Below are 2,479 nucleotides of genomic sequence, written 5' to 3'. Positions count from 1 at the left end.
CGAAACCCGGCTTGGCAAAATGTCAAAGAGCCAGCAATATATCTACCAAATCGCCGCCGTGTAGGAAAGCGATACCGGACACCGTCTTGCCCAAAAATGCTCGAATCCCGACTTCTCTGGCGGCGGGCCCCGATCTCATTTGGCGCGCGAAGCCGCGAAGTCGCAAAGGGTTTTTGTTTTGTACCAAGCGGTTAGGGGATGAGGCTCGTATCCCCGCTCGTCACCCGGAAGGGGTCTGGCAGCGCTAGTCTTTGGCTGAGGATCGATCCTTCCGAATCACCGGCTGTGATTGGCGCGGGATGGATGCTGAACCAGGTTCAGCATGACGAAGACGAGGGCGACAACGAAGACGAGGACCACAGTTTCGGCCATTATATCATCCCGAACTTGATCCGCAATCCGGAGCCTTTCCAAGATAAGCAATGCAATCTTTTCGGCCATCGTCATCTGTAGTTGACAGCGATAGGCTTGTCATCTATAGTTTACGTCTGTGCAAATCCGGCAGACCGGGACCTTTTCCAAGTGGCTGGGAAAGCCGAAGGATCATGAAGCGCGGGCGCGAATAATCATGCGCATCAACCGCTTTGCGCTTGGCAATCCGGGAGATGTCAAGCCGGTGGGCGAGGGCGTCAGCGAAGCGCGCGTCAATTACGGTCCGGGCTACCGGCTCCATTTTGCCGAGCGCCGGGGCGAGTTGGTCATTCTGCTGTGCGGTGACTCGAAAAAGTCGCAGCAGGCCGATATTGAAAAGGCGAAGAAACTGGCAAGCGAGGTTTGATAGCAAGATGGCAGTCACCACCGAATTTGACGCTGCGGAATATCTCGACAATCCGGAAATGATCGCGACCTATCTGAGGGTCGCCTTTGAAGAAAATGACGCCGCGCTGATCCGCATTGCGCTAAATGACGTCGCCCGAGCCAAGGGCATGACCGCGGTGGCCGCGGAGAGCAAGATCACACGGCAGGCGCTTTACAAGGCGCTGGGGCCGAATGGCAATATGACGCTGGAGACTTTGTTGGGTGTTCTGCGCGCTATCGGGGTGCGGTTGTCGGTTAGCGGTTGAAACGCCAGTCTCGAAGGCCCTGACCATCCCATCCGGTCACCTCGGACGACCCGATAATGCATCCTTTCTCCTGCCGATGCGTTGATTGTCTGAACCTAGAAAAGGACATCAACATGGGCACGCTTAATTTTCCCGAAGACACATTTGTCGTTATCGCCACCGGCAGCGAGGCGAAGACCTTTCATGTCCGGGGCGGATCGCTCGAGCATGAGGAAGACTGGGCGCCCGGCAATCTGGCCGGCGAAGGCCCCTCCGGCAAATCGCCACCCGAGCAATCGGCGAAGGAAAGCATGGAGGCGACCTTCTCCAAGCAGATCGCCGAGCGACTATATGGTTACGCCCACAAGGGCGCGTTCGACCGGCTGATCCTGGTCGCCGATCCCGACACGCTGGGCGAGATCAGGCCGCTGCTGCATCAGGAAGTGAGTGAGAAGATCGTGCTGGAACAGGCCAAGACGCTGATCAACTCGCCGGTTGCGGATATCGAGAAGTCGCTGGCGGGGTAGGGGCAATCGCGGGTTTTACGGGTTGTAGCCAGATGGCTCGCAAGAAATTGTAAGAATGCTTACAGAGCTTTCGAAGCCGGTTGATAAGTTCGGGCAGCTGGTTGATCCGATTATCGACGTTTTGGACTATATACGAAGCAGTAATATGTAACTTCGACCGGGAACCTGAGTGTGACACAATCCTCGACCCATCCCCTTGACCCCAGCCCGAATCCCGTCTAAGGGCCGCGCTTCCGCTTCTTCGGGCTCCGCTCGACGCCGCAGAAAACTTACATAGGCAAAACACTTGCCGCCCTATTGGACGGTGAGAGTAACCCCTGCATTTTGCAGGATAATCTACTATAAGGTGAAGACTTTATGCCAACGATCAACCAGCTCGTCCGTAAAGGGCGGGTGCCCCAGAAGACGAAGTCCAAGGTGCCGGCCATGGAAGCCAACCCGCAGAAACGCGGCGTTTGTACCCGTGTCTACACAACGACTCCAAAGAAACCAAACTCCGCTCTGCGTAAAGTTGCCAAGGTTCGCCTGACCAACCAGCGCGAGGTCATCAGCTATATTCCCGGTGAAGGTCATAACCTTCAGGAACATAGTGTTGTCCTGATCCGCGGCGGTCGTGTTCGCGATCTTCCCGGTGTGCGTTATCACGTCCTGCGCGGCGTTCTCGATACCCAGGGTGTCAAGGACCGTAAGCAGAGCCGCTCGAAATATGGCGCCAAGCGTCCTAAATAATTCAGTTTCGGAGTTATAAGATATGTCACGTCGTCGTCGTCCCGAAAAGCGGGTCATTTTACCCGATCCAAAATTCAAGGATCTGATCCTTTCGAAATTCATGAACAACCTGATGATGGATGGTAAGAAATCCACCGCAGAGCGCATCGTATATGGTGCCTTTGACAGCGTTGAAGCCAA

The 2,479-nt window shown here is 55.4% G+C and carries 5 protein-coding genes and 1 pseudogene; all 6 read left to right on the top strand.

What is annotated here, in order from left to right; translation table 11 throughout:
- Positions 1-303 precede the first annotated feature (303 nt).
- The gene (locus tag WBM93_RS07770) at positions 304-453 is read left to right on the top strand and encodes a hypothetical protein (protein ID WP_424430450.1); all 150 of its coding nucleotides are present in this window, start codon (positions 304-306) and stop codon (positions 451-453) included.
- 37 nt (positions 454-490) lie between these two features.
- Positions 491-778 carry a type II toxin-antitoxin system RelE/ParE family toxin gene (locus WBM93_RS07765; RefSeq protein WP_424430447.1) on the top strand — a complete coding sequence of 96 codons (288 nt, stop codon included), beginning with the start codon at positions 491-493 and terminating at the stop codon, positions 776-778.
- Between the two features lie 7 nt (positions 779-785).
- Positions 786-1,064, top strand: coding sequence for an addiction module antidote protein (locus WBM93_RS07760; RefSeq protein ID WP_424430444.1), 279 nt, complete (start codon positions 786-788; stop codon positions 1,062-1,064).
- Positions 1,065-1,177: 113 nt separating this feature from the next.
- Positions 1,178-1,570 (top strand): host attachment family protein, encoded by a 393-nt coding sequence (locus WBM93_RS07755; protein ID WP_424430441.1) that lies wholly within the window; start codon positions 1,178-1,180, stop codon positions 1,568-1,570.
- Positions 1,571-1,927: 357 nt separating this feature from the next.
- The gene (gene rpsL, locus WBM93_RS07750; protein ID WP_067198316.1) at positions 1,928-2,299 is read left to right on the top strand and encodes a 30S ribosomal protein S12; all 372 of its coding nucleotides are present in this window, start codon (positions 1,928-1,930) and stop codon (positions 2,297-2,299) included.
- A 22-nt stretch (positions 2,300-2,321) separates the two neighbouring features.
- A pseudogene (locus WBM93_RS07745) lies at positions 2,322-2,479 on the top strand (30S ribosomal protein S7); the annotation flags it as partial.

Source organism: Parasphingorhabdus sp. (genome assembly GCF_049667325.1).
Taxonomy (GTDB): Bacteria; Pseudomonadota; Alphaproteobacteria; order Sphingomonadales; family Sphingomonadaceae; genus Parasphingorhabdus.
The sequence above is the reverse complement of the archived record's forward strand: the minus strand, read 5'-3'. Positions and strand labels throughout refer to the sequence as shown.